The sequence below is a fragment of the Rathayibacter iranicus NCPPB 2253 = VKM Ac-1602 genome (genome assembly GCF_003149025.1).
Classification (GTDB): Bacteria; Actinomycetota; Actinomycetes; order Actinomycetales; family Microbacteriaceae; genus Rathayibacter; species Rathayibacter iranicus.
Genome location: NZ_QGDV01000003.1, coordinates 73,431 through 99,813 on the forward strand (window position 1 = coordinate 73,431; position 26,383 = coordinate 99,813).

Consider the following 26,383-nt stretch of genomic DNA (forward strand, 5'->3'; position numbering starts at 1 on the left):
GATGCACGGATGCGCCTGGAATAATGCCGCGGTGACCTCCACTCTCGACGGCCTCCTCGATCCGCTGCATCCCCTCACAGCCGGGCGCACCGCCAACTCGGCGCTGCTGCGGGCCTACCGCTCCGAGCGCGGCGAGCGGACGCCCGTGTGGTTCATGCGTCAGGCGGGCCGCAGCCTCCCGGAGTACCGCGCGTTGCGCACCGATACCGCAATGCTCGATGCCTGCCTCGATCCCGCCCTCGCGAGCGAGATCACCCTGCAGCCGGTGCGTCGCCACGGAGTGGATGCGGGCATCTTCTTCAGCGATATCGTGATCCCGCTGCGGTTGGCGGGTGTGGGAGTGGACATCGTCCCGGGCCGCGGCCCCGTGCTCGAGAAGCCGGTGCGGACGGCCGCGGACGTCGCTGAGCTGGCCGCAATCGATCCCGCGGTGCTCGACGAGACGCTCGAGCCGATTCGCGAAGGCGTGCGCCGCACCGTGGCTCAGCTCGGCGACACTCCGCTGATTGGATTCGCCGGCGCTCCCTTCACCCTGGCTGCATACCTCGTCGAGGGCGGCCCGTCGAAGGACCACCTCCGCGCCCGCACGATGATGCACGCGGACCCCAGCGCCTGGGCTCAGCTGATGGAGTGGACGGCCGAGGTCACTGGTCGTTTCCTCCGCGCGCAGGTGCTCGCTGGAGCGAGCGCCGCCCAACTCTTCGACTCGTGGGCGGGCGCCCTCTCGCTCGCCGACTACACGGCGCACGTGGCCTCCGCCTCCACTCATGCTCTGACGCACGTGCGCGACCTGGCCTTCGATCACGGTGAGACACGGCGCAATGTGCCGATCGTGCACTTCGGAGTGGGCACGGGTGAGCTGCTCGGTGCGATGCACGAGATCGGTGTCGACGTGGTGGGAGTCGATTACCGCGTTCCTCTCGACGAGGCGAACCACCGTCTCGGCGGTTTCGTGCCGATACAGGGCAACGTCGACCCGGCGCTGCTGACCGCGCCCTGGGAGGTGCTCTCGGCCCACGTCGATGACGTCCTCCGCCGGGGGCTTAGCGCGCCGGCGCACGTGCTGAACCTCGGACATGGCGTGCCGCCCGAGACCGACCCCGACGTGCTGACGCGCCTCGTCGCGTTCGTGCACGACTGGCGTCCGTGAGCGCCGACCACTCGCGCGACGGCGCGCAATACGACGTCGCGGTGGTCGGTGGCGGAGTGGCGGGTCTCGCCGCTGCCGCCGAGTGCCTGCGCATCGGACTTCGAGTCGTCGTCCTCGAGGCTGGAGAGCGAGTGGGCGGCTCCGTCGCACCGCTCGACATTGCCGGAGTCACGCTCGATGCGGGTGCCGAGAGCTTCGCCACCCGCGGCGGCACCGTCGAGCGGGCGCTCGCCGCGCTGACGCTCGACGGCCGTCCGCTCGCCGAGTCGGTTGTCGAACCGCGGACGCACGGCTCCTGGCTGCACCTCTCGGGCGGCCGCTCCGTCCCCTCGCCAGGAGCCGGAATTCTGGGGATCCCTGGTTCCCCGTTCGCTCCCGATGTCGTGCGGGCGATTGGCCGCCGCGGCGCCTGGCGTGCCTGGCTTGACACGATGATGCCCGTGCTGCGGATTGGACGGGCTCACTCGCTGGCCGAACTCGTGCGCACCCGGATGGGCGAGCGCGTGCTCGAGGATCTGGTCGCGCCGGTCATCTCGGGTGTGTACTCGAGTCGCCCCGATGACATCGACGTCGATCTCGCCGCTCCTGGGCTCAACGGCGCGATCACCCGCGCCGGCTCCCTCGCTCGCGCGGTCGCGGCTCTGCGCGCCAACCTTCCGGCGGGTGTCGCCGTCCGCGGGATCGAGGGCGGGATGCACCGCCTCGTCGCCGCGCTCGTGCAGCGGATCGACTACCTCTCGGGCGAGATCCGCACGGGTGCCTCCGTCGTGAGACTCGGGGGCTCGGACGGGGCCTTCGTCGTGACCCTGGTCGACGCCGCGCTGGCCGCCCGCGCGGTGATCGTGGCGACACCGGAGTGCGACGCGCGCGAGCTGCTGGCCGGCCTCGCGCCCACAGTCCACGAGCGCACGGAAGAGGCACTGCACGACTCCGTCGAGCTGGTGACTCTCGTCATCGACGACACGCGCCTGGACGCGGCGCCTCGCGGTTCCGGAGTCCTGGTGGCGCCGACGTCGCGCGATGTCGTTGCCAAGGCGCTGACTCACGCGACCGCGAAATGGGAGTGGCTGGCCGCTTCCCTTCCTCCCGGCCGACACGTGCTCCGCCTCTCCTACGGGCGCCCCGGCGAGCACCCACCGCTCGCAGGGCGGGGAGACTCGGAGGTCGCGGCGATTGCGCTCCGCGATGCGTCGGTCCTGCTCGGGGTGCCGCTCGACCCGGATTCGGTGGTTGACACAACCCGGGTGAGTTGGGCGAACGTCCGCCCTGCCGCGGCGCTGGGGCGCAGGGCTCACCTGGAAGCGTTTCGCCAGGCGCTCGTGCCGGTCGAGGGAGTCGCCGTGACGGGCACCTGGATCGCGGGCACCGGGCTCGCGTCGGTACTGCCGCACGCCGCCGATGCCGCCACCCTTATCCGGCGCCGACTGGTGCGTCAAGGCGTCGAGTTTCCGCGCGAAGACCGGGACGCCGACGGCTACTCTTAGGCCGAGGCATCCGCGCGTGTGCGGCGTGCCCCGGCACGAGTGGTCGGCGACCGCGTGGACGATCGCGAAAGCGACCCAGGACGAGGAGTAGGCGTGAAGGGCAAGATTCTTTTCGTGGCAGGAGCTGCAACCGGTTACGTGCTGGGAGCACGCGCCGGCCGCAAGCGATACGAGCAGATCGCTTCGGCGGCGAACAAGTTCTGGAAGACGCAGCCGGTGCAGGATGTCGCGGGAGCCGTCGGCGGCGCCGCGAAGACGCAGCTGAGCAGCGTGTCAGACAAGGCGTACGAGGTCGTGCGCTCGGTGGTCGTCAAGGCGGTGTCCGGAGGAAAGAAGGCCCAGGGCGCGAGCGACGCGGAGGCCACTGCAGCGGCGCGCCAGGCCGCCACCAAGGTCGACGAGGCCGCGGCATCAGCAGGCTCCGGAGGATCGGCGTCGTCGACCTCCACCAGCAAGGCGTAGTGCTCATCTCTCCGGCCTCGTCCGCCCGGCACCGTCCGGCACGTCCCACCCTCGAGGAGCTCCCGTGGTGAACGAACGCAATCCTAAGAACGCCCGATCACTGGGAGAGCTGGTCAGCGACCTTCCTGGCCTGGTGATCGAGCTTGTCAAGGCCGAGGTTGCCTCGCTCAAGAACGAGCTTGCTGGCAAAGCCAAGAATGCGGGCGTGGCGGTCGCCCTGTTCGCGGTCGCGGCCTTCCTTCTCCTCACCGCGTGGGCGACGCTGGTCACCTTCGCGATCATCGGCATCGCTTCCTGGCTACCGGCCTGGCTGTCCGCGCTCATCGTCACCGTGTTCTTCCTGCTCGTGGCGGTGATCCTCGCGCTGGTCGGCGTGCGGACGATCAAGAAGGCGGTGCCGCCGGTGCCGCAGGAGTCGATCGACAGCATCAAGAAGGACGTCCAGGCGTTCAAGGGAGTGGGCAGCTATGACAACTGAGCGTTCCGTCAGCAGGAGCACGCCCCGCTTCATGGACCCGGCCGAACTCAAGCCCGGCCAGCTCAAGGCCGACATCGAGCGGGCGCGGTCCGAACTCGCCGCAACACTCGACGCGATCGAGTACAAGGTCAACGTCCCCCGCAAGATCCGCATCGCCCAGCGCACTGTGGGGCGCAAGCTCCAAGTCGTCCGCCGCCGGAATCCCTCCGCGCTGGTCGCGGGTGCGGTCGGCGCTGTTGCCGCCCTCGGCCTCGTCGCGTGGGGCATTGCCCAGAGCGTCATCGAGGACTAAGACGGCGGGGGGCTCCAGACCACTAGCTGTCTGGAGCCGGTGGCGCCAGAGCTCCTGCCGCTTTTGTGCATCGGCGCGAGCGGAGGGATGATGGGTCAATGACCGATCAGACCGCCGGTACGGCGGGTTCCGTTCAGTCCGCCCCCACGAGCGCCGTCGCTCCGGCGCCGCAGCCCCCCGCCGATCAGGATCACTCCGATCAGGCCCTGGGATACACGCTCTGGGCGGTTCTTCGCAGGGATCCCGTACGTCCATTCACCCTCTCGAGCGATGCGGTGGATCCCGCTGTCAAGCAGTACGAGCATCTCATCGCTCGGCTCGCCGGTCAGGACGTGACCGTTCGCGGCACGTACGACGTGTCAGCCCTGCGCGCCGACGCCGACATCATGCTCTGGCTCACTGGGCCCGCTCCCGAAGAGTTGCAGCGGGCCTACCGCGAGCTGCGGCGCTCCGAGTTGCTGGTCGGCCTGCTGCCGACGTGGAACGCGATGGGCGTTCACCGCGACGCGGAGTTCAGCGCGAACCACCTGCCCGCCTATCTGCGCGGCAAAGCGCCGGCCCGCTGGCTGACGGTCTACCCCTTCGTCCGCTCCTATGAGTGGTACATCCTGCCCGAGGACGAGCGTCGCGCGATGCTCGCCCAGCACGGGCGGCAGGGTTCGCGGTTCCGCTCCGTGCTGACCAATACGGTTGCCTCGTTCTCGCTCGGCGACTACGAGTGGATCCTCGCGCTCGAGGACGAGGAACTCGTCAACCTGGTCGACTTGATGCGCGACCTGCGTGCGACGGAGGCCCGCCGTCACGTGCGCGAGGAAGTCCCGTTCTACACAGGTCGGCGTATTGAGGCCGATCAGATCGCCGAGGTGCTCCGATGACTGACACGACCAGCGACCCGCAGATCCTCGTCCGCGCAGCGACGCCGGCGGCAGCCTCCGGGCCCGAGCACGTTGAGGTTCCCGTCGCCTACGACGCGATCCTCCTGGCTGGCTTCGGCGGTCCCGAGGGTCAAGACGACGTCATTCCGTTCCTGCGCAACGTCACCCGAGGCCGAGGCATCCCCGAGGAGCGCCTCGAGGAGGTCGCGCACCACTACCGTCACTTCGGCGGAGTGAGCCCGATCAACGCGCAGAACCGCGCGCTGAAGGCGGCGCTCGAGGCCGAACTCGCGAACCGCGGCATCGACCTGCCTGTGCTCTGGGGCAACCGCAACTGGGCGCCCTATCTGAGCGAGGCCGTGACGGAGGCCAACGAGCGCGGCTTCTCGAACCTCCTCGCGATCGCGACCAGCGCCTACTCCTCCTTCTCGTCCTGCCGCCAGTACCGCGAGGACTTCGCGGCCGCACTCGACTCGACCGGACTCGACGGTCAGCTGCGGATCGATAAGGTCCGGCAGTTCTTCGACCACCCGGGGTTCGTGATGCCGTTCGTCAAGGCGGTGCACGATGGCCTCGACGAACTTCGTGAGCGGATGCCGGATCTCGACGTCACGACCGAGGTCGAGGTACTGTTCGCGACCCACTCGATCCCTACCTCCGATGCCCAGCGCAGCGGGCCACACGAGCGCCACGACGACGGCACGGTCATCGACGTGCACGACTTCGGTCCGGGCGGCGCCTACGAGGCGCAACATCTCGCGGTCGCCGAGGTCGTGATGGCTGCGGCTACCGCGGAGGACGTGCCGTGGCAGCTCGTCTACCAGTCGCGCTCCGGCCCGCCTACCCAGCCGTGGCTCGAGCCCGACATTAACGACGCCATCGCCGAGCTTCCCGTTCGCGGCCGTCGTGCGCTGCTCATCGTGCCGCTGGGCTTTGTGTCCGACCACATGGAGGTCATGTGGGACCTCGATAATGAGGCCCTCGAGACGTCCGAGGAGCACGGTCTCGTCGCGCTGCGCGTCGCCACCCCCGGCACTGACCCGGTCTACGTGGCCGGACTGGTCGACCTCGTGCTCGAGCGGGTGAACGGCACGCCCACCGAAGACCGTCCGTCGATGACGGCGCTCGGTCCCTGGTACGACGTCTGCCGTCCGGGGTGCTGCGAGAACGTGCGAGCGGGGTTCAAGCCGGCTCTGGCCGGAGTGGCGCCGTGATCAGGAGCCCGGGGTCGTGAGCATCCGCGTCGGCACCCGTGCGAGCGCGCTCGCGGTGGCGCAGACCCGGATGACAGCCGACCTGATGTCGGCGGCGGCGGGCGTTCCCGTCGAGCTGGTGCGCATCGAGTCCGACGGCGACCGGATGCGCGGATCGCTCGCGTCACTCGGGGGCACCGGTGTTTTCGTGAGTGCCCTGCGGGACGCGTTGCTGGCCGGGCGCTGCGACGCCATCGTGCACTCGCTGAAGGATCTCCCCACGGCGCCGGTCGAGGGGCTGCTGCTCGGTGCGGTGCCCGAGCGCGAGGATCCGCGGGATGCCCTGTGTGCGCGCGACGGCCTGACGCTGGCGACCCTGCCCGTCGGCGCTCGCGTCGGTACCGGGTCGCCGCGCCGGCGCGCTGCTTTGCTCGCAGCGCGTCCTGATCTGGCGGTCGTCGATATCCGCGGGAACGTCGACACTCGACTGCGGCGTGTGTTGCCGGGGAGCGAATCACCGCTGGACGCGATTGTTCTTGCCCTCTCGGGTCTGCGCCGCCTCGGCCGGGTTGACGCGATCACCGAACTGCTCGACTTCGCTGTCTCGCCACATGCGCCGGGTCAGGGGGCCCTCGCGATCGAGGTCCGTGACGAGGAGCCGTCAGAGGAACTCCGCGCCGGCCTCGCGGCGGTCGAGCACCTGCCCACGCGCGCGGCGATCACTGCCGAGCGCTCCCTTCTTGCGGCCCTCGAGGCGGGGTGCGCCGCTCCGATCGGAGCCTCGGCTGCACTTGTCGGCGACCGGATCGTCCTGCACGGAGTGGTCTTTGCCGTTGATGGCAGTGCGTCTCTTGCGCGGGAGGTAGAGGAGGTGATCGGCGACGGCGATGATCGACATTGGGCGGATAGGCAGTATGGTGGTCGCGAACTGCCCGTCGTCGAAGCCGCGTTCCGTAGCGGGTCACTGCTCGCCGACGCGCTTCTCGATGCGGGTGCCGCCGAACTCGCACCTCTGGGAGCCCCGTCGTGATCGTCCCCGCCGCCTACTCCCAGTGGGAGAAGCCGTTGCAGGGGTGGCGCGTCCTCGTCCCCCGCGGAGGGCCATGGGGAGACGGTGTCGCTGCTGCCCTCCGCGCGAAGGGCGCGTCTCCCGTCGTCGCTCCCATGATCAACTTCGCGCCAACCGACGACTTCTCGACGCTGGAGCAGGCCCTCGCCGATCTCGAGGCCGGAGCGTTCGACTGGATGACGGTCACGAGCGCCACCACCGTCGATGTTCTCTCGCTGCTGCGCACGACAGTCCCCGCGACGACCAAGGTGGCTGCTGTCGGCGAGACCACCGCTGCTGCGCTCGTGGCGGCCGGCTACTCCGTCGACCTCGTCCCCTCCGAGGACAACTCCGCTCGGGGGTTGCTCGCCGAGTGGGAGCAGGCGACCGGCAACCGGCGGCCGCTGCGTGTGCTGACCCTGCGGTCGGAGATTGCGAAGCCGCTCCTCACCGAGGGGCTCACCCGCATCGGGCACGATGTGCGCTCGGTTGTGGCCTATCGCACGGTCGGAGTCCCGGCAGAGGATCGCGTCGTCGCCGATGTCGCCAGCGGCGCGGTGCACGCCATCCTGGTCACGTCGGGGAGTGTTGCCGAGCAGGTGCAGAAGCAGCTCGGACCGGTCCCGGAATCCACTCTCGTCGCGGCGATTGGCCCGCAGACAGCGAAGGACGCGCGCGCCTTTGGCCTGCGTGTCGATGTGGTGGCTGACGAGCGTTCGGCTGCCTCTCTCATCGACGCGGTCGCGGCCGTCGCCTCCGAACGCGCTTCCCGCTGAGGCCGCCGACGCAACGGCGCTGCCTCCGAGCGGGTGTCCGTAGGACCCGTGCCGCCTCCTGCTTACCCGGATTCTTGATCTAAGACCGGACTGGCTGTGCCCGTCGAGGAGATGTGGAGGAGCGTTCCCGGGAGGCGCGAGAGGCGGGATTACGCTGGAAGGCATGACTGCCATCCGCCCGCGGCGCCTCCGCACCACCCCCGCACTCCGCCGACTCGTGCAGGAGACGCGCATCCATCCGGCCCAGCTGATTCTCCCGCTCTTCGTCGCGGAGGGAATCACTGAGGCTCGTCCCATCGGCTCGATGCCCGGGGTGTTGCACCACTCGCTCGAGAGTGTGCGCCGCGCAGTGACGGACGCGGCCGAGGCCGGCCTGGGTGGCGTGATGCTGTTCGGCGTGCCCACCACCCGGGATGCGGTGGGCTCGGGTGCGACGGATTCGGACGGCGTGCTCAACGCGGCAACGCGCGCGGTCGTCGAGGAGGTCGGCGACGCTCTCGTCGTGCAGACGGACCTCTGCCTTGACGAGTTCACCGACCACGGGCACTGCGGCGTGCTCGACTCCCGCGGCCGCGTCGATAATGACGCCACGCTCCTCCGTTACGAGGAGATGGCGCTTGCCCAGGCCGAGGCAGGATCGCACCTCCTTGGTCTCTCGGGGATGATGGACGGACAGGTCGGCGCTCTCCGCGCCGCTCTCGACGGGGCCGGGCACCTCGACACCGCGATCCTGGCGTACTCGGCGAAGTACGCGTCGAGCTTTTATGGCCCTTTCCGGGAGGCTGTGCAGTCGACGCTTGAGGGCGACCGGCGGACCTACCAGCAGGATCCGGCGAACCGCCGCGAGGGCTTGCGGGAGGCGACGCTTGACCTCGCTGAGGGAGCGGACGTGGTGATGGTCAAGCCGGCCATGAGCTACCTCGATGTGCTTTCAGACGTTGCCGCCGTCTCGAACGTGCCGGTGTGGGCGTACCAGGTGTCGGGTGAGTATTCGATGATCGAGGCCGCCGCCGCGAACGGATGGATCTCGCGCGAGCCGGCGATCCTGGAGTCGGTGACCGGCATCCTCCGTGCCGGCGCTGACGCGGTGCTGACCTACTGGGCCGTCGAAATCGCCCGCGACCTGCTGCGCTAACCCCATCTCGCGAAATTTCGCGAGATGGGCCGAGGCGGACGAGACGCCCGACTAGAGCGTGGCATCTCGTCCGAATCGAAGGATCTCGGCGGAGCCCGCGGAGCCGGCCCGTACCCTGGTGGGGTGACCATCTCGGCGAACGACACCCTGTACGAGCGTGCCCGGCACGCGATCCCCGGAGGCGTCAACTCGCCCGTCAGAGCGTTCCGCTCGGTGGGTGGGACCCCGCGTTTCATGGTCTCCGCAGCAGGCCCGTACATCACGGACGCCGACGGCCGCGAGTACGTCGACCTCGTCTGCTCCTGGGGCCCGGCCGTGCTCGGCCACGCTCACCCCGAGGTCGTCGCGGCGGTACAGGAGGCGGCCGCCCGCGGCCTCTCGTTTGGCGCCTCGACGCCCGCTGAGACCGAACTGGCGGAACTCGTCGAGGCGCGGATCACCGCCGGAGGAATGTCTCCGATCGAGAAGCTCCGACTGGTCTCGACCGGAACCGAAGCGACGATGACTGCCATTCGCCTCGCTCGCGGTGTCACTGGCCGCGACCTCCTGATCAAGTTCTCTGGCCACTACCACGGCCACTCCGACGGCCTACTCGCCGACGCCGGCTCCGGCCTCGCGACACTCTCGCTGCCCGCCTCCGCCGGCGTCACTGCCGCCACCGCGGCACAGACAATCGTGCTGCCCTACAACGATCTCGAGGCGGTGCGCGCGGTGCTCTCCGCGCGCGGCTCCGAGATCGCAGCGGTCATCACCGAGGCCGCGGCCGCGAACATGGGCGTCGTCGCACCTGAGACGGGCTTCAACGCGGCGCTCGCTGAACTGGTGCACGCCAACGGCTCCCTCCTCATCATGGACGAGGTGCTCACCGGGTTCCGCGTCAGCGCGAGCGGCTGGTGGGGGCTTGAGAACCGGGAGGCGGAGACTCCGTACCGGGCTGACCTCTACACCTTCGGCAAAGTCATCGGCGGAGGGATGCCCGTTGCGGCTCTCGGCGGTCGCGCGGACGTGATGGACCACCTCGCGCCGCTCGGGCCGGTCTATCAGGCGGGGACGCTCTCGGGGAACCCGGTCGCGGTCGCGGCGGGCATCCGAACGCTGCAACTCGCGGACGACGCCGTGTACGCGTCCCTCGACTCGACCGCGCTGACCGTGCAGCGGGAGGTCTCGGCGGCGCTGACGAAGGAGGGCGTAGCCCACACAGTCCAGACCGCCGGCAGCCTATTCAGCTTCGTGTTCACCGATCTGGGGCGGCCTGTGCGCGACTATGCCGAGGTGCAGGCACAGGAGGCGTTCCGCTACCCAGCCTTTTTCCACGCGATGCTGGACGCGGGCGTCTCGCTGCCGCCGTCGGTGTTCGAGGCGTGGTTTGTCTCGGCGGCGCACGACGATGCGGCGGTCGGTCGCATCGTGGAGGCACTGCCGGCGGCGGCGCGAGCGGCGGCAGCGGCGCGAGCGTAGTGCGGCGTCAGCCGCGCCGAGAGACTGACTTCGGCAGCACGAACACCAGCGCGAACGCAGCGACCGCCATCAGGGTGCTCAGCAGCATCGCGGGGGCCGCCGCCTCGAGGAAGCCTGAGGCCACGGTGTCCGGCCCGGTAATGACCAGGCCGCCGAACAGCACGCTGCCGATCACGGCGATACCGACCGCGGAGCCGATCCGCTGAATGGCCGAGATCACTCCGCTCGCCGCGCCCGCGTCCTGCGGGTCGACGGTCGAGACGATGAACTGCACGTTCGGAGCGATGAAGAACCCGTTGCCGAGGCCGGCGATCAGTAGCGGTGCCAGAAGCTGCCAGTTGGTGATCGACTCCGGCGTGGCGGTGAGCAGCACGAGCCACACCCAGCCGAGGCCGATCGCGAGGAGGCCGCTGCCCATCACGAGGACGTTTCGGCCGAGCCGTGCGGTCATTCGATTGCTCTGCGACGCGCCGATGATGCTGCCGATGGCGAAGGGGATCGAGACGAGCCCCGACTCGAGCGCACTGTGGCCGAGGCCGGATTGCCAGAGCAGCGAGATCGTGAAGAAGATGCTGGTGAACGCGGCGAAGTAGACCAGCGCGAGGACCACGCCTCCGGTGAAGGCCGGGTGGCGGAACAGCGACGGCGGCACGAGCGGTGCGCGACCCCGACGCACGTAGAGCACCTCCCACGCCCCGAACGCGGCGAGGAGGAGCACGCCGCCCGCGATGGACAGGAAGGTCCAGAGCGGCCAGCCCTCGTCCTCGCCCTGAATGAGCGGGACGAGCAACGCGACCAGGCCACCCGAGACGAGCACCAGGCCGAGCCAGTCGACGCCTCCGCTCGCGGCCCGCTCGCCGGTCTCGAGATCGCGGCGGGCGGGGAGGAGGATCGCGGCGGCGATCAGGGTCGCGACGCCGATGGGGAGGTTCACCCAGAAGACGAGGCGCCAACCGTTGTCGTCGCCGAAAGCCTGGATGATCAGGCCACCGATGATCGGGCCGAGCGCCGACGAGACTCCGAGGACCGCGCCCATGATCGCGAAGGCCTTGCCGCGCGCGGGGCCCCGGAACAGCAGCTGGATATACGCGTTGACCGCGGGGACGAAGATGCCGCCGGCGAGGCCCTGCACGACACGCGCGATCACGAGCTGCGCGTCATCCGCAGCGAGACCGCACGCGAAACTCGCGACGGTGAACAGTGCGACTCCGCTGACGAAGACCCATTTGTGCCCGAAGCGGTCACCGAGGCGACCCGCCGGGATGAGCGCGAGGCCGAACGCGAGTGCGTAGCCGGAGATGATCCACGAGAGAGTCGACTCGGAGGCGTCGAGCGTGGTGCGGATGGTGGGCAGCGCGACATTCACGATTGTCGTGTCGAGCAGGGCGATAAACATGCCCGCCAAAAGGACGATCAGCGAGCGCCACGCCCGCTTGTCGGGGGCGGGCGGGAGGCTGGTCGATGGGGCGGTCGACGTCTCGGGCATGGCGGGGGTGCCTTTCGAGCGGAGGGGGGACGGGAGGCTGTGCTCCCCCATTTGGGGGCAACGGCCGAATGAGAATGCTCGCAGGAAAAAGTGAATTTCCCCACGTCGGAATCTGTGGGGGCCTTCAGGAGGACGGCGGGATCAGCGCCCGCGCGACTCTGCTCGGCGGGCGCAGTCGATGCAGAGCTCGGCGGTTGGCCGGGCGGCGAGGCGGGCGGCGCCGATGGAGCGACCGCACTGCGCGCAGTCTCCGTAATCACCGAAGACAAGGCGCTTTCGGGCGGCTTCGAGCTCGCTGGCGGAGGCGGCGAGGGCTGTACGTCTCCCGGCGATCCGCGACCACTCCGCCGAGAGTGGGGTGCCCTCGGGATCGTGCTCGTCGTCGGCGGTGCCGTCGGCGCGGTCGCGCAGGAGTTCGGCGAGCGAGGCTTCCAGGCGGGCGACCTCGAGGCGGGTCTCTGCCTGGCGTTCTGCGAGCAGCGCGTCGAGGAGGCGTGACTCGTCCGGATCCGTCGGCATCCCTCCATGCTGTCATCGCCGCGCCTCCCACGGGAGCTGTGCGATCCAACGCTGACCCGGCGGCGAGCCGCGGGGCAGACTAGAGACATGCCCGTCGTGACTGTGCTCCCCGACCGCCTCGAACTCCGTCTCACCGCGGCGGAACGATTCCTGTCCTCCCACCGCAGTGACGTCGTGGTCGACCGCTCGAGTATCCGCTCGGCCACGGTCACCGAGGATCCGTGGATCTGGGTGCGCGGCGTCCGAGCCCCCGGCACCGCCATTCCGCTCACTCTCGCGGCCGGAACATGGAAGTTTCACGGAGGCAAGGACTTCCTGCTGATCAAGCGCACGGCGTCCGCTGTCGTGATCGACCTGGTGGGTGGGGCGTACGCGCGCCTAATCATCAGCACCAAGCACGCGTCTGAGCTGATCGCGGCGCTACAGCTGGGAACGACGACCGCGGCGATCCCGGTGATCGAGACCGACGATCTCGTGATCGTCGCTGAGGTTGCGGAGCAGTCGGAGCGTGTGATGGCCGCGGACGCCGGGACGGAGGCTTCGGAACCGGGGGCAGCCCCCGAGTCGATGCCGAAGGCGACACAGAAGCCCCAGCCTGGAGCGGCAGCGAAGCGGAAGGCCGTCGCGAAGCCGAAGCCCGCCGCCGAGGAAGCTCACCCCGCTCACCCCGCCGAGCCCACCCCGACGTCGAAGCCCCGCTCCGCACGGGCGGACGACGCCGTCGGGCACGCCTCAGCCGAGCCGAGCGGCGCGACCGAGGCTGCCGAGTAGGTCCGCCCCCCGCGCAATGTGCGCTGAGAAGCGACCTCATCGACCATGGTGGCTGAGACAGCGCCTCAACTGACGATGTGCGGAGCTACGCCCGCACGTCGACCAGCGTCCGCCCGTGCGCACGTCCCGCGAGCACGTTGCCGGCCGCGTCGACAGCGTCGGCGAGTGCGACAGTCGTCGTCAGCTCATCGAGCAGCGCGAGGTCGAGGTCGTGCGCGAGGCGCCGCCACGCTTCTTCGCGGAGCGTACGGGGCGCCTCCACCGAGTTGATGCCGGCGAGCGTCACGCCGCGCAGGATGAACGGCATCACGCTGACGGGCAGGTCCGGCCCCTGAGCGAGACCGCAGGCGGCCACGGCGCCACCCCACCGGGTCTGAGCGAGCACGTTGGCGAGCGTGTGAGAGCCGGCCGAATCGACGGCTCCCGCCCACCGCTCGGACTGCAGCGGCTTACCACCCTCCTGCAACTCGGCCCGGTCGATCACGTCGGAGGCGCCGAGACGGCGAAGCAGCGCGCCGTGCTCGTCCATGCGCCCGGTCGAGGCGACCACCTCGTGACCGAGCCGCGCGAGCAGGGTCACGGCGAGCGAGCCCACTCCTCCCGAGGCGCCGGTCACCAGGACCGGACCGGTTCCCGGACGCACACCGTGCCGCTCCAGCTCCAGCACCGCGAGCATCGCCGTCAAGCCGGCGGTACCGATTGCCCCGGCCCGAGCCGACGAGATCGCTCCTGGCAGCCGCAGCAGCGAGGCGGAGTCGACCCGGGCGCGTTCGGCGAGCCCTCCGTCGTGTCGCTCGCCCAGGCCGGCTCCGTTCAGTACAACGCGGTCGCCGGAGTCGAAGCGCTCGGCCGCGTCGCCGTCCGCGTATTCGACGGTACCGACGAGATCGATCCCGGCGATCAGCGGGGTGCGCCGGACGATCCCCGGCCGCCCGGCGAGCGCCAGGGCATCCTTGTAGTTGACGCTCGAATACTCGACCGCGATCGACACATCGCCATGCGAGCGATCGGGGTCGTCGCGTTGGAGGAGGCGGGCTCGGTTCGGGGTCGCGGTGTCGGAGTCGGAGTGCCGCTCGACGACGATGGCTCGGTACATGGGCCCACGCTACGCCCGGGTGCCCGCCGGCGGGATCCTCATGCGACGAGCGGAGGGTCGGCATGGGACGGGCAGGCCACCGCCTCGCAGCCCTCGCAGACCACCAGCTGAGCGCGGCAGGCCGGATCGACGCAGTTGCGCATCCGACTGGTAGGCGCGGTGCATCGCGCGCAGCGCCCCAGCACTTCGGCGTCGGGGGAGAAGGTAACCGAGCCGCGCCCGTCGAACACGTACAGCGCACCCCGCCACAGGCCGCGGTCGCGGCGGGCCTCGGCGTAGCGGGCGACGCCTCCGTCAAGCTGGTACACCTCGCCGAAGCCGCGCGCCGCCATCAGGCTCGAGAGCACCTCGCAGCGGATGCCGCCGGTGCAGTAGGTGACGACCGGGCGTCCCTTGAGATGGTCGAAAACCCCAGCATCGAGCTGCTCGACGAAGTCGCGGGTGCTTGCGACTCCCGGCACCACCGCCCCGTCGAACCGGCCGATCTCGGCCTCGAAGGCGTTGCGGCCGTCGAAGAGCACCACGTCCTCGCGCTCGGCGACGAGAGCGTCAAGCTGGTCCGGGTCGAGTCGCGGAGCCGTGCCGACGACGCCCTCCACGTCGACCCGCAACTCGTCAGGGGCGCCGAACGAAACGATCTCGTCGCGCACCTTGACTGAGAGCCCGGGGAAGTCGACGCTGCGGCCCTGTTCGTCGAGCCCAGAACCCTCGCTCCATTTCACGTCCAGACCGCGGAACGCCGAGTGCTCTCGGGTGCGCCGGACGTAGCGCTTCAGCGCCCCCATGCCCCCGCCGAGAGTGCCGTTAATCCCGTGCTCCGAGATCAGGAGGCGACCGCGCAGACCCAGCGACTCGCAGAGCTCCCGCTGCCACAGCCGCACGGACTCGGGGTCGCGAAGCGGCACGAAGCGGTAGAACAGCAAGATCTTCGGCAGCACCGGCACATCTTACGAGGACGTCCGGTTTGAGACACAGCGTATGGGAGCATTCACGGGTGCCCTCCGCCCCCGTGCCGCACTCCCGCCTCGAGGATGTCTTCGGCCTCGTCACCGGCGCCTTCGTCGTCTCCCTCGGTCTGTACCTGTTGCGGGCGAGCCAGGCGGTCACCGGCGGGACGGCGGGTCTTGCGCTGCTGCTCGGGTATCCGCTCGATATCCCGTTCGGCGTGATCTTGGTGACCGTGAACGTGCCGTTCCTCGCTCTCTCGCTGTGGAAGAAGGGCTGGCGGTTCACGCTGCGCACGATGTTCTCGATCGTGTTGGTCTCGGTGCTGGCGGGCCTGCACCCGCTCGCGTTCGGCGACCTGCGGATCGAGCCCGTCTACGGTGTGCTGACCGGCGATGTTCTGGCGGGCATCGGTCTGCTCATCCTCTTCCGGCATGGGTCGAGTCTCGGCGGATTCAGCATCGTCGCGTTGATTGCGCAGGAGCGGCTGGGCTGGCGGGCGGGCTACGTGATGATGGTGCTCGACGCGTGCGTCGTCGTGGCCGCGCTGCTCGTGGTGCCTCCGCTGAACGTGCTGATCTCGGCCGCGGGAGTGGTGGTGCTCAACCTCGTGCTGGCGTTCAATCACCGGCCGGGGCGCTACCTCGGGTCGTGACCGCCTCCGCGCCTGTTGCTGGGCCGCGACGGATTCCTAGACTGGGATTCGCGCTGTCGCCCTCCCTTCCCGAACACCGCCCGCCCTTCTTGAACGGAGAACCGGATGTCCGACTGGACCTACGACCCCTACGCCCGCCTCGGCGAGGTACCGACCTTCGCGCTCGAGAGCGACGACATCGCCGATGGTGAGCCCCTGGCCGCCCGCCACTACGGCGAAGGTGCGGGCGGGGAGGACGTGTCGCCGCACCTGCGCTGGTCGGGTGCGCCCGCTGGGACGAAGAGCTTCGCCGTGACGGTGTTCGATCCCGACGCGCCCACCGGCTCCGGATTCTGGCACTGGGCCGTCTGCAACCTGCCCGCCGACACCGTCGAGCTACCGACCGGCGCGGGCGCCGCGGGCTTCGAACTGCTCCCGGCCGGTGCGCAGACGCTGCCCAACGATCTGCGGCTGCGCCAGTTCGTCGGAGCGGCGCCGCCGGACCGCGAGCACCGCTACTTCATCGTCGTGCACGCCCTCGACGTCGAGTCGCTCGACCTCGATCCGGAATCGACGCCGGCGATCCTGGGCTTTACCGCGCACTTCCACACGCTCGCGCGGGCTCAGATCGTGGTGACGGCGACGCCGGACGGCGCGAAGGGCTGACGCGTAGCGGGTGGGTCACATGTCCCCCGAGGTGAAGAAGGTCTCGCGCGCCTATTCGGATCGTCGTTACCGACTCACAGCGTCGTGCAATGGATCCGGGTGACGGTGAACTTCGTCTCGCCGGCTGACCCTTGCAAGCGACTCCAGGCGTTACGTCCTTTCAGTCCGGGGGTACTCAGCGTCAGAACATGGGCGCAACGGTCTTCCGTGCCTGCGAGCAAGTCTCCGGCCCGCAGGGGTGGTCGGCGGAGTCTTGATCGTCGAGATGCCTAGCCCGCCGATGGGCGCGGGACGGTGCCTCCCGATAAGGATCCGCTTCCAGAGCCTGTCGGATGTTCGCTCGACTGCGACTTCGTTCGAACGCTGTCCGTCTGCGCGTGTTGCCCGTCGATCGGAGTTGCCAGGATTACGGAAACCTCGAGCGGCTTCGACGGCAGCAGATTGGCGGGCGCCCACCGCAGGTAAACGGCTTTCGCCTCGACCGTCGGAAGTCGCAACTCCTCTCTCAGGCTTTTGCGGAGCGCGTCCATGATGGGCTTCAAATTAAAGCCCTCTTCGTTCCCGGTGTTCTGGATGGTCTCCACCGCTTGAATTTCCTCGCGCTTGCCGAGCAATACGATGTCGATCACGGCGTCTTCCGCCGCCTGGACCTGCTCGCGGGTCACTGCCTCTCGGTCGACGGCGTTGGTGATCGAATGGTAGGCCTGAATGAGGTACTGAATGCGGAGAGTTCGGCGTTGAGACTCATGCTCGCGAGACTTCGTCAGCAGGTGGCCGACGAGAATTCCCACGAGTGCACCAAGAAGCGAGGCCGCGACGGTAAGGATCGTGTTGGTAGTGTTTGAGTCCACCGCGCCAGAGTACGGCCAAGGATCAGTCTAGGGAGGGCAGGCCACCCGGAATGGGGTGTCCGAATACGATCGCGGAGTACTCTACCATCTAGTGGCACTAGAGCGGGTCCGAGCCGGGCGCACAGAGGATCTGCTCAGTCCGTCAGTCGAAGACCGGGCACCATCACTCCACTTTGTACCCCGAATTGTCCCCCTTTAAGACGACATGCCTTCGGTATTGAATCCCCTTATTCTCATGACGTCACCGAACTCAGTTGTGAGAGTGGGTCTAGAAACGCTTCGCGAGTCCTCGCACTTGCGTCAGGCCATTTTTCTTCGATAGTTATCATTTTGGATATGAGAGGTTAATACAATGACGGTTCGTACAGCGGAACGAACGATGGCCGTTCTCGCCGTATCGCTCGGCTTGATCTTCCCGGGAGCAACGGCCGCGGAGGCTGCGACAGGGCCTGGGGGAAATGTGATCACGTGCACCGTCTCGCTAGACAACCCGCACCCGTCCGGCCACGTAAACGGAACGATCAGTGCTCAAGGTCTCGTCACGTGCACCGGAACGGTGGCGGAGATCTACATCAAGACGTCAATTCGGAAGGTGAGCAACAGTACCGTTGCGTCGCAAACCTTCGACAGCTTCAACGTCAGTCGTGGATCCTCCGTTGGAGCGAAGCCATGCTCAGATGGCCCGGCAACATTCAGATCGCAGGCGGATGTCCTGGTTCATTTTCCAGCCGGATATACACCTACTCCGCAGACGGCCAATAGGTATAGCCCTCATACTGCTGTGGCGTGCGGAAACGCGACGAGGCTGACCGAGACGACCAGCGCGGCTGATGGCGTCAGTGACGGTACGACAACCTGGACTATCGTGGGAATCAAGAACTAGCCCACAGGGCTGAACGCAGCCGAACGGGTCGCCCTCACTCAGAGTGCCTGTTCGCGCAGGAGACGGACGCCGGCGCGCAGCCAGACGGTGGTCTCCGCTCCCCAGAAAACTGGCATGACTGTACGTCCTCGATAAGTGAACTCGAAACAATCTATCCGCGCCACCGCGAGCGGGGTCACGCACACGCGAGAATATTTTTCTGCCACTCGTTGCCATTGGATAATGCCATCCGCGCCACTGTACGTGAGTGAGAACTCACACCATTGAGTCGCAGAACGAATGATCAGACTCTTACCGGCCGGCGATCGGGCCACTCTCCACGAGTATACGTCGTCCAAGGTGTCTCTCGCAGCTAAATGGGCGAACCACATCCCCGGGAAGTCTCCGTCGGAGCTGGAGGTATACAGGGCGCCTACCGGCTTGTTTCCCCACGTTGCATCGCCAATATTACGCGTCTCGAATTCAGGCAGATTTGGGCGCTGCGAAAGGTGTCGCTGGTCGCCTGTCTGTCGAATTTTCTCAATCGCCTCATCAAGTAAGCGTATCGAAGGAGGTACTGCAACCCAGGAATCAACTTTCTCGGGATCCACGCCATCTTCCAGGGTTGTTTGGCCGGCGACGCTTTCCGGGTAGAGCGACTCAACGAACGCTACAGACGCCACAACGAGGTCCGACGGCTCGACGCGAGTACTGGCGGCCCCCAGTCCATAGGACGTACTCGCATTCCACGCTTGCATCCTTTCAAGCCGTGCGCAGAACTCCTCCATTGATGACTCTCCGCCTTTTCTTTCCGTGTGGCAGCGATACGCCTCGCGGGCGCCGCACTTCACACCTCGGGCAGGACGACCCGGAGGTTGAGTGAGCGGCTATCCGAAGAGGGTGCGTGCTTCTTCGTAGCGGGAGTCGGGCACCGTCTTGAGGGTGCCGAGCGCCTCGGCGAAGTCGACGTGGTAGATGTCGGTGCCGCGGAGGGCGACCATCCGGCCCCAGTGTTCGGCGACGACGGAGTCGATTGCCGCCATGCCCAGGCGGGTCGCGAGGACGCGGTCGAAGGCGGTGGGGGTGCCTCCGCGCTGGATGTGGCCGAGGGTGGTAGCGCGGGTTTCGATGCCCGTGCGCTCCTCAATCAGCGGTGCGAGCAGTTCGCCGATCCCGCCCAGGCGTGGGCGTCCGAAGGCGTCGAGTCCGCGCTCGGAGTGGGCGTCGTCCATGGTGTCGAGCGAGAAGCCCTCGGCGACGACGACGAGCGGTGCGCGGCCTCGATCCTGAGCACTCTGCACCCACTCCACGATCTGATCGATCGACGTGCGCTTCTCGGGGATGAGGATGACGTGCGCGCCGGCCGCCATTCCGGAGTGCAGGGCGATCCAGCCGACGTGGCGACCCATGACCTCGGCGACCATGCAGCGGCCGTGCGAATCGCCGGTGGTGCGGAGGCGGTCCATCGCGTCGGTCGCGATGCCGACGGCGGTGTCGAAGCCGAAGGTGTAGTCGGTGGCGCCGAGGTCGTTGTCGATGGTCTTGGGGACGCCGACGATCTTCAGTCCCGCATCCGTGAGGCGTTTCGCCGCCGCGAGCGTGCCCTCACCGCCGATCGCGATGATCGAATCGATGCCATTGCGATCCATCATCTCGGCGATCTTCTCGGGCCCGCCGTTCTCGCCATCGAACGGATTCGTTCGGCTGGTGCCGATGATGGTGCCGCCCTGCTTGGCGATGCCCTGAATCTCGGAGCGTCCGAGGGGGACGAGGTCGCCGTCGACCACGCCGCGCCAGCCATTGCGGAAGCCGACGAACTCCTGGTCGTAGACCTTAATGCCCTTGTACACGGCGCCGCGGATGACGGCGTTCAGCCCTGGGCAGTCGCCGCCGGAGGTCAGGATCCCGATCTTCATCCGCTCAGAGTAGAGGACTCGGTGAACGCATGTGCACGGAGACGACGACGGGCCCCTCCTCGCCGCCTCGAGGAAGGGCCCGTCGTCGTGCCTTGCGTTAGTTGGCCTGGCTGGTGTTGAGGTCGCCGTTGACGCCCCGGGGGAAGAATCCGCCGGTGCGCGATGCCTTCGAGTTCAGGTACACGATGTTCAGGACCTGACCGGGAGTGCGGCTGAAGGCGATCGAACTGGCGTCGGTTGGGGCGATGTTCGCCTGTCCGTTCACCTTCGGGCCCTGGTCGAGATCGCTCTTGCCGTCGAGGCTGTCGCGAGCATCCGAGAGCTTGTTTGCGGAGTCAGACAGGTCGGTTGCGTAGATCGCCGAGCGGATAGCTCCGGCGTGATACGCCTCCACCGCGAGAATTCCGGCGGCCGCGTCGAGGTAGGTCTTCGACTGGATAAGAGGAGCGGCGCCCTTGTAGGCCGTCACTCCCACATCCTCGAACACGAATGCGCCGAGGAGGAAGTTTGCCTCGCTCGCGAACGGGTCGAAGGTGCCTCCGGCCTTGATGAGCCCCGCCGCGGCTGCGGCGGCGTTGAAGCTGGCCTTGAGGTCGATCGCTGGGCGGGCGACCGCCGCAGTGCCGAGGGCACCGCGGAGGAACTTGACGTGCGCCTTCTCATCATTCGCGACCTCGGTGGCGAAGCTCTTGAGCCACGGGGTCTTGAAGTCGACGGGACGGCCGCCGATGACGCCACCGGGCGTGCCCTTGCCGGTCACGTCGGAGCCGCCGAGGCCCGAACCGTAGACGGCGCGGAGGTAGAACTCGGCCTCGAGGTACTCGAGATTGAGCGCGAAGTTGAGGATCGAGGCGTCGCTGGGGCCGCTGGCTGCGACCTCTTCAGCGGAGGCGGTCGGAGCGGCGAGGGCCGCGGCACCGATGCCGAGGCCGGCGACGCCGGTGGCCTCGAAGAAGCGGCGACGATCGAGAGCTGTCTCGGAGCTCCGGACGATCGCCTTGCGGATGAAGGTCGTGTCGAACATGTGCACATCTCCAGTGGTAGGCGGTGTCGGACGGCTGGAGCGCCGACGCGACAGCGTGAAACTACGCCCGAGATCGAGCCTCTGACCAGTGAAAATGCGGGATCAGAATTGCGCATGTGTTCTTGTCGGCTGAACCAATCCGCCGGGCGCATCGCTCCGAACACGTCGTGAATGGGAGTTCTAAACTGGCGGCCCCGAACCGGTGTCAGAGGTGGCGGTTACCATCGCTGCGTGTCGATCGCCGTGCCCGCCCCCGCGCCCTGCTGGGCGACGATCTACGCGCCGGTGGTGCCGGTGAGTCTCGCGCTCACGCTGCGGACGCTTCTGCGTGGAGCGGGCGATCCGACGATGCTGATCGACGCCTCCGGATTCTGGCGGGCGTTCCGCACCCCGCTCGGGCCGGGAACCCTCCATCTGCGGCAGGCGGTCGGTGGTGCAGTGCACGCTCGCGCCTGGGGCGAGGGTGCGGAGTGGTTGATCAGTCGGGTACCCGAGCTGCTCGGCCATGGTGACGACTGGAGCGGCCTCGATCTCAGCGGGCACCCGCCGCTGGCAGAGGTGCTCCGCCGATCCCTGGGCCTGCGCCTCACTCGCTCCAACCTCGTATTCGAGATGCTGGCGCCGTCGATCCTCGAGCAGAAGGTCACCAGCACAGAGGCGTGGCGCGCCTACCGCATGCTCGTCCGCTTACACGGGGAGCCGGCTCCGGGGCCCGCCGCCCTGCACGTGGCCCCGAGCGCGGAGCAGTGGCGTCGCGTTCCCTCCTGGGACTGGCACCGCGCGGGCGTCGACCCGCGGCGCTCCCGCGCAGTACTTTCGGCGGCGCTCGTCGCGTCCGGCCTCGAGCGCACCCTGGCGCTGGGCCGGGGCGGCGCGGAGGTGGAGCGCCGGCTTCGGTCGGTGCCGGGGATCGGGCCGTGGACCGCCTCCGAGGTGATGATGCGGGCGCACGGCGACCCGGACGCGGTGAGTGTCGGCGATTACCACCTCGCGTCAGCCGTCGGCTTTGCGCTGACGGGACGGCTCGGGGTCGATGACGACGGGATGCTCGAGTTGCTCGAGCCGTGGCGCGGGCACCGGCAGCGGGTCATTCGGCTGATCGGTTGCAGCGGGGTGCGCACGCCGCGACGCGGTCCGCGGATGACGATCCAGGACCACCGCGGGCACTGAGACGCTCCTCCACAGGCCCGCATCGGTGCGGAGTCCGTCGGAGCACCGCGTCACGCCAGGTCTGGCCGTCGAGTCGGACATACCCTCGGAGGATGGAGCAGTCGACGACCTTAGGTGTGCCCGGCAGCGACCCGGAACGCGAGCCAGACGATGCGGCGGTGACCGACGACGCCGCCGTGACCGGGGGCGGCGGGGCCGCATCGGTGGAGCCTGAGCTGGTCGAGGACGTTGAGCTGGCCGAGGACGTTGATGCGGTCGAGGACGCTGCGCTGGTCGAGGACGGTGCGCCGGACGATTCCGAGCGGCCGATGCCCGAGCGCGTCGAGGCACTGGTGCGCCGCTGGCTCGCACGCAGCGGCGAGTTTCTCGTCGAGCCGACGGCGCAGAGGCTGGCCGGCGTCCTCGAGGATCCGAACGGGCTCGACTTCACCGTCGGCTTCATCGACGGCGTCGCCCGACCCGAGGATCTGACGGTCGCCGCCGAGAACCTCGCCGCGCTCACCGCGAAGACGCCCGCGTTCCTCCCTTCCTACCTGCGCGCCGCGATCAGCGCGGGAGGTGCTGTCGGCCCGGTGTTGCCCTGGGTCGTCGTGCCGACTGCGCGCCGGGTTCTGCGGCGCCTGGTCGGCCACCTCGTGGTCGACGCGTCGGAGGCGCGGCTCGAAGCGTCGATCGCGGCGCTGCGTGAGGGCGGCGATCGTCTCAACCTCAACCTGCTGGGCGAGGCCGTGCTCGGCGAGCGCGAGGCACGCCGTCGTCTCGAGGGCACCCGGCGTCTGCTCGAGCGGCCCGACGTCGACTATGTGAGCATCAAGGTTTCGAGCGTCGTCAGCCAGCTCTCGATGTGGGCGTTCGAAGAGGAGGTCGACCGCGTCGTCGAGCGGCTGACTCCGCTCTATGAGGCGGCATCAGGCCCGGAGCCCACCTTCATCAACCTCGACATGGAGGAGTATCGCGATCTCGATCTCACCGTCGCGGTGTTCCGCCGCATCCTGGAGCAGCCGGGGATGCTGGAACTCGAGGCGGGCATTGTCCTGCAGGCCTACTTGCCCGATTCCCTCCGTGTGCTGCAGGAACTGACGGAGTGGGCGACCGAGCGGCGTGCCCGCGGAGGAGCGCCCATCAAGGTGCGCGTGGTCAAGGGCGCCAACCTCGCGATGGAGCGGGTCGACGCAGCCCTGCACGATTGGCCGCTCGCGACCGTTGGCAGCAAGGTGGAGGCCGATACCAATTACAAGCGGCTACTGGACTGGGCTCTGTGGCCCGAGCGCACGGATGCCGTGCGCATCGGGATCGCCGGGCATAACCTCTTCGACCTCGCCTGGGCCTGGCTGAGTGCGAACGATCGCGGTGTGGCCGATGCCGTCGACATCGAGATGCTGCTCGGGATGGCGACGGGCCAGGCGCGTGCCGTCCGCGAGGATGTAGGACGCCTCCTGCTCTACACGCCGGTCGTGCATCCGCACGAGTTCGACGTGGCGATCTCGTACCTCATCCGCCGGTTGGAGGAGAACTCCAGTCCCGAGAATTTCCTGTCTGCCGCGTTCCGGCTCGACGATGAGGAGGTGCTGCAGCGCGAGTTCGGCCGGTTCCGTGCCTCCCTCGAGGCGCTGGACGACTCGATCCCCACGCCGAACCGTACGCAAGACCGCCTGCGGGAGTGGGCCTCCGGCTCGGGTCGGCGGCTGGTGCAGGAACATGCCCGGGCCGGGGAACGCATCCAGGATCCCGCCGCCGACGGCCTCACGCAGGCGGTCCTTGGCCTCAGCCGCGGCTTAGGCGCCTCCGCCTCCACCACGGGCTTCCACAACGAGCCAGACACCGATCCCGCACTGCCTGGCAACCGCCGCTGGGCGCGTCTGATCACCGAGCACATTGCCGGCTCGACGATCGGCACGAGCACCGCCGACGCGGCGCGAGTGCGCTCCGAGGCCGAGCTGCAGGAAGTGCTGCGCACCGTGTCGCACCGAGCCGAGCGCTGGGGGGATCGGCTGGGCTACGACCGGGCCGCGGTGCTCGATCGGGCCGGACTCGCCCTCGCAGCCAACCGCGACCGCTTGATCGAGGTGATGGCTTCGGAGACGGGCAAGACGATTGCGGAGGCGGACCCCGAGGTCTCGGAGGCGATCGACTTCGCCCACTACTACGCCACCCGCGCCCGCGAACTCGATGCGGTCGGCGGAGCGACGTTCGTCCCCGAGCGCGTCACCGTCGTCGCTCCGCCGTGGAACTTCCCCGTCGCGATCCCCGCCGGCTCGATCCTTGCTGCGCTCGCCGCAGGGTCCGGAGTCGTGGTGAAGCCGGCCCCGCAGGCCCGCCGCTCGGCCGCGGTGCTGGTCGAGGCGCTCTGGGACGCGGGCATCCCGCAGGAACTCCTCGCGCTGGTCGACCTCGACGAGGAGGCGCTGGGACGCGCGCTCATCAGCGACCCCCTCGTCGACCGCGTGCTGCTCACCGGCTCGTACGAGACCGCGACGCTGTTCCGCTCCTGGCGGCCCGATCTCGCCCTCCAGGCCGAGACGAGCGGCAAGAACGCGATCATCGTCACTCCGCATGCCGACTACGACCTCGCCGTCGCCGACATCGTCCGCAGCGCCTTCGGCCATGCGGGCCAGAAGTGCTCGGCCGCATCGCTCGTGATCCTCGTCGGCTCGGTCGCGCGCTCCAAGCGGTTCCGCGCCCAGTTGGTTGATGCGGTCACTTCCCTGCGGGTCGGCTACCCCACCGATCCGTCCACTGCGATGGGTCCGTTGATCGAGGAGCCGACCGGCAAGCTCCTGCACGCGCTCACCACGCTGGGCGGAGGCGAGTCGTGGCTGGTCGAGCCGCGGCGTCTCGATGAGAGCGGCCGGCTCTGGTCACCCGGTGTCCGCGAGGGGGTCGCCGAGGGCAACTACTTCCACGTCACCGAGTTCTTCGGGCCGGTGCTCGGAATCATGCACGCGGCGACCCTTGAGGATGCGATTCGCATGCAGAACGGCACCGACTACGGACTGACCGCCGGCCTGCACTCGCTGCACGCCGACGAGCTCGCGCTATGGATCGACTCCGTCGAGGCGGGGAACCTGTATGTCAACCGCGGCATCACCGGCGCCATCGTGCGCCGTCAGCCCTTCGGAGGCTGGAAGCGCTCGTCCGTCGGATCGGGCGCGAAAGCGGGAGGGCCAAACCACCTCATCGGGCTCGGCTCCTGGAAGCCTTCGCCTGCACGAAGCTCCTCCACGCTGCACCTGCGCGGGCTCGACGATCGCGTCCGCCAGTTCATCGAGGCTGCGCAGTCCTCACTCCGCTTCGAGCAGTTCGATCTGCTGCGCCGCTCCGCTCTCTCGGATCAGCTCGCTTGGGCGACCGAGTTCGGCGTGGTCACCGATATCTCGAAAATCGGTGTCGAACGCAACCTGTTCCGCTACCTCCGGGTGCCGATTGCTCTGCGCCTGGCTGATGGTGGCGACCTCGGCGAACTGCTCCGCGTCATCACGGCGGGGCTGCTCACGCGCTCGCGGATGGACATCTCCACCTCGGTCCCTCTTCCCCCTCGCGTGCAGGAGGTGCTGAGCGGCGATGATCTCGCCGAGATGGCCGGCCTTGTACCGAGCATCGTCGTGGAGTCGGACGCCCAGTGGCTCGAGCGCGCAGCGGCCGGGCGGATCACGGCCTCGCGCATCCGGATCATTGGCGACATCGTCTCCGATCGTGTCGACGGTTTCGGCGCGCAGCAGACCATAGCGGATGTGCCCGGGCAGCAGAGTGTCGTGCGGCGCTCGTCCGACTCGACCGGCTCCTTCACCGACGTCGTTGCAGGCGTGACACGCGGCAGTACCGGAGCGCCAGTCCCGCTGACACGCGCCGACGGTTCCCGGGTGCCCCTCGCGACAGCGCTCGCCGAAGCACTCGGCGGCGCCCTCGACATCGCTATCTACGCCGACACGGTCACTCCGGCCGGGCGGGTGGAGTTGCTGCCGTTCCTCCGCGAACAGGCCATCTCGATCACCAATCACCGCTTCGGCGCCCCGATCGCCCTGAGTGACGACGTGCTGTGATGTCTACCGAGTCGGTCTCGACCAGGGCGGCGCTGGGCGAGAAGGCTGCGCA

23 protein-coding genes are annotated in these 26,383 nt (G+C 68.5%); 16 read left to right on the forward strand and 7 right to left on the reverse strand.

Annotated elements, in window-relative coordinates:
• Nucleotide 1: 1 nt before the first annotated feature.
• From hemE to hemL, 11 genes are all read left to right on the forward strand, one after another.
• Nucleotides 2–1,150, forward strand: a complete 1,149-nt coding sequence (gene hemE, locus B0H03_RS04515) for a uroporphyrinogen decarboxylase (RefSeq protein ID WP_104265402.1) — start codon at nucleotides 2–4, stop codon at nucleotides 1,148–1,150.
• On the forward strand, nucleotides 1,147–2,634 hold the full coding sequence (locus tag B0H03_RS04520; RefSeq protein ID WP_276329551.1) for a protoporphyrinogen/coproporphyrinogen oxidase: 1,488 nt from the start codon (nucleotides 1,147–1,149) through the stop codon (nucleotides 2,632–2,634). The genes hemE and B0H03_RS04520 overlap by 4 nt, the downstream gene beginning before the upstream one ends.
• Nucleotides 2,635–2,727: 93 nt before the next feature.
• Nucleotides 2,728–3,096, forward strand: coding sequence for a hypothetical protein (locus B0H03_RS17040; protein ID WP_104265400.1), 369 nt, complete (start codon nucleotides 2,728–2,730; stop codon nucleotides 3,094–3,096).
• Nucleotides 3,097–3,163: 67 nt separating this feature from the next.
• A complete protein-coding gene (locus tag B0H03_RS04530; RefSeq protein WP_241560443.1) occupies nucleotides 3,164–3,574 on the forward strand; it encodes a phage holin family protein in 411 nt (136 codons plus the stop codon).
• Nucleotides 3,564–3,866 (forward strand): DUF3618 domain-containing protein, encoded by a 303-nt coding sequence (locus tag B0H03_RS04535; protein WP_237399323.1) that lies wholly within the window; start codon nucleotides 3,564–3,566, stop codon nucleotides 3,864–3,866. Before B0H03_RS04530 ends, B0H03_RS04535 begins: the two co-directional genes overlap by 11 nt.
• A 98-nt stretch (nucleotides 3,867–3,964) precedes the next feature.
• The gene (gene hemQ, locus B0H03_RS04540) at nucleotides 3,965–4,741 is read left to right on the forward strand and encodes a hydrogen peroxide-dependent heme synthase (protein ID WP_104265397.1); all 777 of its coding nucleotides are present in this window, start codon (nucleotides 3,965–3,967) and stop codon (nucleotides 4,739–4,741) included.
• A complete protein-coding gene (locus tag B0H03_RS04545) occupies nucleotides 4,738–5,955 on the forward strand; it encodes a ferrochelatase (protein ID WP_104265396.1) in 1,218 nt (405 codons plus the stop codon). The genes hemQ and B0H03_RS04545 overlap by 4 nt, the downstream gene beginning before the upstream one ends.
• 16 nt (nucleotides 5,956–5,971) lie before the next feature.
• The gene (gene hemC, locus B0H03_RS04550) at nucleotides 5,972–6,964 is read left to right on the forward strand and encodes a hydroxymethylbilane synthase (RefSeq protein ID WP_104265395.1); all 993 of its coding nucleotides are present in this window, start codon (nucleotides 5,972–5,974) and stop codon (nucleotides 6,962–6,964) included.
• Entirely contained in the window at nucleotides 6,964–7,758 is a 795-nt protein-coding gene (locus tag B0H03_RS04555; RefSeq protein ID WP_104265417.1) for a uroporphyrinogen-III synthase, read from the forward strand. The genes hemC and B0H03_RS04555 overlap by 1 nt, the downstream gene beginning before the upstream one ends.
• A 163-nt stretch (nucleotides 7,759–7,921) precedes the next feature.
• On the forward strand, nucleotides 7,922–8,893 hold the full coding sequence (gene hemB, locus B0H03_RS04560; RefSeq protein ID WP_104265394.1) for a porphobilinogen synthase: 972 nt from the start codon (nucleotides 7,922–7,924) through the stop codon (nucleotides 8,891–8,893).
• A gap of 129 nt (nucleotides 8,894–9,022) precedes the next feature.
• Nucleotides 9,023–10,351 (forward strand): glutamate-1-semialdehyde 2,1-aminomutase, encoded by a 1,329-nt coding sequence (hemL, locus tag B0H03_RS04565; protein WP_104265416.1) that lies wholly within the window; start codon nucleotides 9,023–9,025, stop codon nucleotides 10,349–10,351.
• A gap of 7 nt (nucleotides 10,352–10,358) precedes the next feature.
• Here hemL and B0H03_RS04570 read toward each other — a convergent pair whose 3' ends face one another.
• Both B0H03_RS04570 and B0H03_RS04575 read right to left on the reverse strand, forming a co-directional pair.
• Nucleotides 10,359–11,837: an MFS transporter gene (locus B0H03_RS04570; RefSeq protein WP_104354357.1), complete on the reverse strand. Its 1,479-nt coding sequence runs from the start codon at nucleotides 11,835–11,837 to the stop codon at nucleotides 10,359–10,361.
• A gap of 141 nt (nucleotides 11,838–11,978) precedes the next feature.
• The gene (locus B0H03_RS04575; protein WP_104265377.1) at nucleotides 11,979–12,356 is read right to left on the reverse strand and encodes a TraR/DksA family transcriptional regulator; all 378 of its coding nucleotides are present in this window, start codon (nucleotides 12,354–12,356) and stop codon (nucleotides 11,979–11,981) included.
• An 87-nt stretch (nucleotides 12,357–12,443) separates the two neighbouring features.
• Between B0H03_RS04575 and B0H03_RS16875 the strand changes: the two genes are divergently transcribed.
• On the forward strand, nucleotides 12,444–13,127 hold the full coding sequence (locus tag B0H03_RS16875; RefSeq protein ID WP_181075063.1) for a hypothetical protein: 684 nt from the start codon (nucleotides 12,444–12,446) through the stop codon (nucleotides 13,125–13,127).
• Nucleotides 13,128–13,212: 85 nt separating this feature from the next.
• Here B0H03_RS16875 and B0H03_RS04585 read toward each other — a convergent pair whose 3' ends face one another.
• Together B0H03_RS04585 and trhO are read right to left on the reverse strand one after the other, a co-directional pair.
• On the reverse strand, nucleotides 13,213–14,223 hold the full coding sequence (locus B0H03_RS04585) for an MDR family oxidoreductase (protein ID WP_104265376.1): 1,011 nt from the start codon (nucleotides 14,221–14,223) through the stop codon (nucleotides 13,213–13,215).
• Nucleotides 14,224–14,261: 38 nt separating this feature from the next.
• Nucleotides 14,262–15,158: an oxygen-dependent tRNA uridine(34) hydroxylase TrhO gene (gene trhO / locus B0H03_RS04590; protein WP_237399338.1), complete on the reverse strand. Its 897-nt coding sequence runs from the start codon at nucleotides 15,156–15,158 to the stop codon at nucleotides 14,262–14,264.
• A gap of 59 nt (nucleotides 15,159–15,217) precedes the next feature.
• Between trhO and B0H03_RS04595 the strand changes: the two genes are divergently transcribed.
• The gene (locus tag B0H03_RS04595) at nucleotides 15,218–15,823 is read left to right on the forward strand and encodes a YitT family protein (RefSeq protein WP_241560441.1); all 606 of its coding nucleotides are present in this window, start codon (nucleotides 15,218–15,220) and stop codon (nucleotides 15,821–15,823) included.
• 105 nt (nucleotides 15,824–15,928) lie between these two features.
• Nucleotides 15,929–16,468, forward strand: a complete 540-nt coding sequence (locus B0H03_RS04600) for a YbhB/YbcL family Raf kinase inhibitor-like protein (RefSeq protein WP_104265374.1) — start codon at nucleotides 15,929–15,931, stop codon at nucleotides 16,466–16,468.
• A 269-nt stretch (nucleotides 16,469–16,737) separates the two neighbouring features.
• Here the strand turns inward: B0H03_RS04600 and B0H03_RS04605 are convergent, their stop codons facing one another.
• The 3 genes from B0H03_RS04605 to B0H03_RS04615 form a co-directional block, all read right to left on the reverse strand.
• Nucleotides 16,738–17,319 carry a hypothetical protein gene (locus tag B0H03_RS04605; protein ID WP_104265373.1) on the reverse strand — a complete coding sequence of 194 codons (582 nt, stop codon included), beginning with the start codon at nucleotides 17,317–17,319 and terminating at the stop codon, nucleotides 16,738–16,740.
• Nucleotides 17,320–19,068: 1,749 nt separating this feature from the next.
• Nucleotides 19,069–20,097, reverse strand: coding sequence for a 6-phosphofructokinase (locus B0H03_RS04610; RefSeq protein ID WP_104265372.1), 1,029 nt, complete (start codon nucleotides 20,095–20,097; stop codon nucleotides 19,069–19,071).
• Between the two features lie 97 nt (nucleotides 20,098–20,194).
• Nucleotides 20,195–21,121 (reverse strand): ferritin-like domain-containing protein, encoded by a 927-nt coding sequence (locus B0H03_RS04615; RefSeq protein ID WP_104265371.1) that lies wholly within the window; start codon nucleotides 21,119–21,121, stop codon nucleotides 20,195–20,197.
• 231 nt (nucleotides 21,122–21,352) lie between these two features.
• Here B0H03_RS04615 and B0H03_RS04620 point away from each other — a divergent pair, with 231 nt between their 5' ends.
• Both B0H03_RS04620 and B0H03_RS04625 read left to right on the forward strand, forming a co-directional pair.
• On the forward strand, nucleotides 21,353–22,291 hold the full coding sequence (locus tag B0H03_RS04620; RefSeq protein ID WP_237399324.1) for a DNA-3-methyladenine glycosylase family protein: 939 nt from the start codon (nucleotides 21,353–21,355) through the stop codon (nucleotides 22,289–22,291).
• A 308-nt stretch (nucleotides 22,292–22,599) separates the two neighbouring features.
• The gene (locus tag B0H03_RS04625) at nucleotides 22,600–26,331 is read left to right on the forward strand and encodes a proline dehydrogenase family protein (RefSeq protein ID WP_104265391.1); all 3,732 of its coding nucleotides are present in this window, start codon (nucleotides 22,600–22,602) and stop codon (nucleotides 26,329–26,331) included.
• Nucleotides 26,332–26,383 lie beyond the last annotated feature (52 nt).